6 protein-coding genes and 1 pseudogene are annotated in these 5845 nt (G+C 65.3%); 3 read left to right on the top strand and 4 right to left on the bottom strand.

Annotated elements, in window-relative coordinates; all coding sequences use genetic code 11:
* A partial coding sequence (locus WBF82_RS05345) for an alpha-(1->3)-arabinofuranosyltransferase domain-containing protein (RefSeq protein WP_424382051.1) occupies positions 1–847 on the bottom strand: 847 nt, incomplete at its 3' end.
* Positions 848–857: 10 nt separating this feature from the next.
* Positions 858–1031, bottom strand: a complete 174-nt coding sequence (locus WBF82_RS05350) for a DUF2613 domain-containing protein (protein WP_067342410.1) — start codon at positions 1029–1031, stop codon at positions 858–860.
* Positions 1032–1111: 80 nt separating this feature from the next.
* Between WBF82_RS05350 and WBF82_RS05355 the strand changes: the two genes are divergently transcribed.
* Together WBF82_RS05355 and WBF82_RS05360 are read left to right on the top strand one after the other, a co-directional pair.
* Positions 1112–2263, top strand: coding sequence for a glycoside hydrolase family 3 N-terminal domain-containing protein (locus tag WBF82_RS05355; RefSeq protein ID WP_424382052.1), 1152 nt, complete (start codon positions 1112–1114; stop codon positions 2261–2263).
* A gap of 71 nt (positions 2264–2334) precedes the next feature.
* Complete coding sequence (locus tag WBF82_RS05360; protein WP_424382053.1) at positions 2335–2967, top strand: TetR/AcrR family transcriptional regulator; 633 nt, start codon at positions 2335–2337, stop codon at positions 2965–2967.
* 158 nt (positions 2968–3125) lie between these two features.
* Here WBF82_RS05360 and WBF82_RS05365 read toward each other — a convergent pair whose 3' ends face one another.
* Together WBF82_RS05365 and WBF82_RS05370 are read right to left on the bottom strand one after the other, a co-directional pair.
* Positions 3126–3968, bottom strand: a complete 843-nt coding sequence (locus WBF82_RS05365; RefSeq protein WP_424382055.1) for a MaoC/PaaZ C-terminal domain-containing protein — start codon at positions 3966–3968, stop codon at positions 3126–3128.
* A 5-nt stretch (positions 3969–3973) separates the two neighbouring features.
* Positions 3974–5338 carry a 3-oxoacyl-ACP reductase gene (locus WBF82_RS05370; protein WP_424382054.1) on the bottom strand — a complete coding sequence of 455 codons (1365 nt, stop codon included), beginning with the start codon at positions 5336–5338 and terminating at the stop codon, positions 3974–3976.
* Between the two features lie 128 nt (positions 5339–5466).
* On the opposite strand from WBF82_RS05370, the pseudogene WBF82_RS05375 reads away from it, so the two are divergent.
* A pseudogene (locus tag WBF82_RS05375) lies at positions 5467–5845 on the top strand (acetyl-CoA C-acetyltransferase); the annotation flags it as partial.

Below are 5845 nucleotides of genomic sequence, written 5' to 3' on the forward strand. Positions count from 1 at the left end.
GAGTCCAACTGTCGGTCCCGCGCAGCACTTCGACCAGCGACGACCACTGGGTGGTGACCCCCGACGATTCGATGAAATCCAGAAACGGCGGGCTGATTCGGGCCATCAAGATCAGCGCCACCATCCACCACGACATGGCCAACACCAGGGCCAGTAACCACCACCCGGTGTAGCGCCACCATCGGCGGTTGGGCCGATGGCAGGCCCACCAGATCACCGCGGGCAGGCAGCCGGCGAACGTCGCGATCGCGTTGACCGCTCCCATCAGCGCGACGGCTACCCCGGCCTGCCCGGCGAGCTGGCGCACCGATCGGTTGGTCTGGCCGCGCAGCGCCAGGATTGTGGGCAGCAGCACCCACGGCGCCAGCATGATCGGCAAGGTTTCCGACGAGATCGATCCCAAGGTGGTCAGCACCCGAGGCGAAAGTGCGAACGCCCACGCGGCGATCACTCGTGACGTCGGGCTGCCGAGCCCCTTCCCATCGTTTAAAGCCTCAGCGACCCGAAGCAACCCCCAGAAGCCGACGACCAGCAGCAGCGCCCACCACAGCCGTTGGGTCACCCAGCCGGGCAGACCTAGCAGATGACCTGCCAGGAAGAAGGTTCCGTGCGGAAACAGGTAACCGTAGGCCTGGTTTTGCGCCTGTCCAAACGGCAGTTCGCTGTTCCACAGATTGGTCGCCCGGGCCAAAAACCGCAGCGGGTTGGCGGTCAGGTCGAGCTTGGTATCGGGGGAGATCTGTCCGGGCGACTGGGCGAAGCTCAACGCCAGCGCGGCCGCCGCGACCAGCCACAACCAGCGTCGCGACAACGACGTGACCTCGACGGGCCCTGGCTCGGCCCGCATTGTCGCCGGACTAGCTGCGGTTGCCGTACTCAACCCGGTTGAGCACCGACGACTGCGGGTCGCCGCCGGGAAGTGGTGGCTTGGTGTCCTGTTGCACCATCAGGGTGATCCCGAATATCGCGGCCGCGCCGAGCAATAGACCGACCACGACGCTTGCGGCGGCGGGCGCAACGAACCGGTTCATAGTCGCAAACTAGCAGAAGACGCTGAAGACGAGTCGCGGCCGGTAGCCGCTGGCACGCCGGGCCATGACAGCATGGCCTGATGGGTTTCCCGCGCGTTCTGGCCGTGTTTGCCGCTGTCGCGGCGCTGATGGCGGGATGTGGCCATACCTCCGAACGGCCCAAGTCCGCACCGGGCAGCTCGTCGCCGGCCAAGGCGATCCCGCCGGCGCAACCTGCGTGCGGTGATCCAGCCGCCATACCGACCCGCGAGAAGCTGGCCCAGCTGCTAATGGTGGGCGTCCGTAACGGCGACGACGCCAAAGCCGTGGTGACGAACTACCACGTCGGGGGCATCTTCATCGGCGGCTGGACCGACCTGACGATGTTGGGACCCAACCTGGTCAAGGACCTTTCGGCCACCACCGCGCTGCCGGTGGCGGTCAGCGTCGACGAAGAGGGCGGGCGGGTGGCCCGGCTGTCCAAACTGATCGGGCCGGCGCCGTCGGCGCGGGTGCTCGCGCATACGTACACACCCGAGCAGGTTTACGGCATGGCCCTCGACCGCGGCCACCGGATGCGGGGTCTCGGCATCACCATTGACTTGGCCCCCGACGTCGATGTCACCGACGCGCCGGACGACACGGTGATCGGCGATCGATCGTTCAGTTCAGATCCCGCAAAGGTAATTCAGTACGCCGGCGCATATGCCCGCGGCCTGCACGACGCCGACGTACTGCCGGTGCTCAAACATTTCCCCGGCCACGGACACGGGTCCGGTGACTCGCACACTGGATCCGTGATCGTCACGCCGCCGCTGTCGCAGTTGCAGAACGACGATTTGGCGCCCTACCGGGCACTGTTGAACGCTGTCGCGCCACAGGGCGCGATGGTCGGCCACTTGCAGGTGCCCGAGCTCACCGGCAACGAACCAGCCAGCGTCAACCGAGCCGCGGTGCAGATGTTGCGCACGGGCGCCGGATACAACGGCCCGCGCTTTGACGGCCCAATATTCAGCGACGACCTGTCCAGCATGGCGGCCATCAAGGACCACTACAGCGTGCCCGACGCAGTGCTGCGCACCCTGCAGGCCGGCACCGACGTAGCGCTGTGGGTCACGACCGATGAGGTGCCAGCTGTGCTCGACCGGTTACAGAAGGCGTTGGACGCCAAGGAGTTGAAGACGTCCGACGTCGATGACTCAGTTCGCCGGATCGCAAAGTTCAAAGGCCTCAAGCCGGGCTGCGGGCCGTAAACGCGGCGGCGCGCATCGTCATTGCTTACCCTGGAGTAAGGGACGCGCAGAAGGGCGTAGAAAGGGCAAGCATGGCAGGTGGTACCAAGCGGTTACCGCGTGCTGTGCGCGAACAGCAGATGCTGGATGCCGCTGTTCAGATGTTCTCTGTCAACGGCTATCACGAGACGTCGATGGACGCGATCGCGGCCAAGGCCGAGATTTCCAAACCAATGCTCTACCTGTATTACGGGTCCAAAGAGGAACTGTTCGGCGCTTGCCTTGACCGGGAGATGACGCGGTTCATCGACGGCGTGCGCGAAGAAATCGATCTCGAGCAGAGCCCGAAAGATCTGTTGCGCAACACCATCGTGGCGTTCATGCGCTACATCGATGCCAATCGCGCGTCCTGGATCGTGATGTACACCCAGGCCACCAGCTCGCAGGCGTTCGCTCACACCGTGCGCGAGGGACGCGAGCGGATCATCTCCATGGTGGCCCGGCTGCTGCAGGCCGGTACCCGTAATCCCGCACCGGACGCCGACTTCGAGATGATGGCGGTGGCGCTCGTGGGAGCCGGTGAGGCGATCGCGACCCGGCTCAGCACGGGTGACACCGACGTCGATGAGGCGGCCGCACTGATGATCAACCTGTTCTGGGGCGGCCTCAAAGGCGTGCCATCCGAGCGGGATGCGGCGGAAGTCGCTGCCGGGGGCTCCAGCTGACCGACCGACCGCCTCAGCAGGGGTCGCCGTCGGGTGTCCAGTACGGCCGCGATATTCGTCTGGGAACTCGCCCGGCCGCCGATTTGGTTGCTACTGGTCCTCCTGGCTACCGCGCTCAGCGCGTACGGAATTCGGCTAGTTGTCGATCGCGATTGCGGCTAGTGCGTCCGCAGTGTCCCAGTCAGATGCGGATAGCCTTTGGCGATGTTGCGCAGGCTGATATCCCAACCGTCCTGGACCTGATCGACGTAGAGCCCGGCGCTGGCCGGCAGCACCACCGGTTTGCCGAATCGCACCGAATACGTCACAGCGTCGGGAAGCCCGGCCTCTAGATTCGCCAATACAGCTGCAGCGCTGAACATTCCGTGTGCAATCACCGTAGGGAAGCCGAACAACTTGGCCCCGATGGGGTTGGTATGGATTGGGTTGTGGTCGCCGCCGATGGCCGCATAGCGGCGAATCTGTCCCGGCGTTATCCGCAGAATGGCTTTCGGCGGCGGTGGTTTGGGCTGTTTCTGCGGCGCTGGCTTGGCTTCGTCGGACAAGCTGGTCCGTTGCTGATGCAGGAAGGTCGTGACCTGGTGCCACGCGACGTCGTTGCCGACGCTGACGTCGGTCACCAAATCCACCAGCAGGCCTTTGCGATGTTCACGCAGGTTCTCGGCGTGTACCGCGATATTGACCGTGTCAGTCACCTTGATCGGCCGGTGTTGCGTGATGTGGTTTTCGATATGGACCGATCCCATTGCAGCGAAAGGGAAGTCGAACCCGGTCACCAGTGACATCATCGTCGGGAAGGTCAACGCGAACGGGTAGGTCAACGGCACGGAGTCGCCGTAGCGCAGTCCGGTGACTGCGGCATAATCGGCCACGTTCCCGCGGTCGATCGGCACGTCGTTGACCGTGAGTGTTCTGTTGGGCAGATGGTCGCTGCGCGGCACGAACGGCAACGCCCCGGCCGCCGCGCGCAGCAGGTTCTTCAGCCCGCTCGGTTGTGTCACCTTAGTCACGCCCCCAACATCGCCTGGCCGCAGACGCGAATGACGTTACCCGTCACCGCATTTGATGCAGGGCTGGCGAAATAGGCGATGGTTTCGGCGACGTCCACCGGCTGCCCGCCCTGATACAGCGAGTTCAGCCGACGGCCGACCTCGCGGGTGGCCAGTGGGATGGCCGCGGTCATCTGGGTTTCGATGAATCCCGGCGCGACGGCGTTGATCGTGATGCCCTTCTCGGCGAGTTCGGGTGCCAGCGCCTGGGTGAGCCCGATCATGCCCGCCTTGGTGGTGGCGTAGTTGGTCTGCCCGCGGTTGCCCGCGATACCGGCCATCGACGAGAGCCCGATCACCCGACCGCCCTCGCCGATAGTGCCATTGCCAACCAGCCCTTCGGTAAGTCGTTGTGGCGCAAGCAAGTTGACGGCGAGAACGGCGTCCCAACGTCCGTCGTCCATGTTGGCCAACAGCTTGTCGCGGGTAATACCGGCGTTGTTGACCAGGATGTCGGCCCGGCCATTGTGATGCTCGCGCAGGTGCTCGCTGATCCGGTCGACGGCATCGTCTGCGGTGACGTCGAGGGTCAGGGCCGTTCCGCTGACGCGGGTGGCCGTCTCGGCCAGCGCCTCCGCGGCGGCCTCTACATCGACTGCAACGACGTGCGCGCCGTCTCGGGCGAACACCTCAGCGATCGTCGCACCGATACCGCGGGCGGCGCCGGTGACGATGCCCACCTTGCCGTCGAGCGGCCGATCCCAGTCGGCCGGCGGAGTGGAATCGGCCGCGCCGACGTAGAACACCTGCCCGTCCACGTAGGCCGACTTCGCCGACAAAATGAACCTCAAGGTCGACTCTGCGCCGGTCGCGGCCGGTTTGGCGTCGGGTGATAGATAAACCAGCGCGACGGTGGCGCCTCGCCGCAGCTCCTTGCCCAGGGAGCGGGTGAAGCCCTCCAGCGCCCGTTGCGCGATCCGCTCATCGGAACTGCCGGCTGCATCGGGAGTGGTCCCGACGACGACGACGCGACCGTTGGCGCCGACGTTGCGCAGCAGCGGAGTGAAGAATTCGTGCAGCGCTTTGAGCTTGGCCGGCGTCGTGATGCCGGTGGCGTCGAACACCAGGCCTGCGAACGAATCGGCCCAGCGGCCGCCGAGGTTGGCGCCCACCACGTCGTAGTCCTTGTCCAGCGCCGCGCGCAGCGGCTCGACAACCCGGCCCTCCCCACCGATCAGCAGCGATCCGGCCAGCGGCTCATCGCCGACCCGATAGCGCCGCAGTGGCTCGGGCTGCGGTATGCCGAGTTGCTTGGCGAGAAACGAGCCGGGCCCGGAGTTGACGACTTGGGAGAATAGATCGGGTGAAACCTTTGGGGCCACTGCGCTGCCTTCCGTATCGAGCGTGTGCGACTACCGTATCGAGAGCGAACTTACTCCAGAGTAAGGACAGTAGGTAGTATGCCTACTGGGTACTAATCGCGGATAACCCCCCACCGACGGAGATAAGCGTGAGTTCTGAAAGTTCTTCTGCAAGTTCCCAGCCGAAGGTCAACACCGACGGCACCCGCTCGACGCGGCGCGTCGCGGTGCTCGGCGGCAACCGAATCCCATTCGGGCGCTCGGATCGCGCCTACGCCGAGGCCTCCAACCAGGACATGTTCACCGCCGCTTTGAGCGGGCTGGTCGACCGGTTCGGACTGGCGGGTGAGCGTTTGGGCGCAGTGATCGGCGGCGCCGTCCTCAAGCACAGTCGTGACTTCAACCTGATGCGCGAGTGTGTGCTCGGATCGGCGCTGTCGTCGTACACGCCGGCATTCGACATCCAGCAGGCCTGTGGGACCGGGCTGCAGGCCGCGATCTGCGCGGCAGACGGCATCGCCGCCGGCC

The sequence above is a fragment of the Mycobacterium sp. genome (assembly GCF_049673265.1).
In the GTDB taxonomy this organism is placed as follows: Bacteria; Actinomycetota; Actinomycetes; order Mycobacteriales; family Mycobacteriaceae; genus Mycobacterium.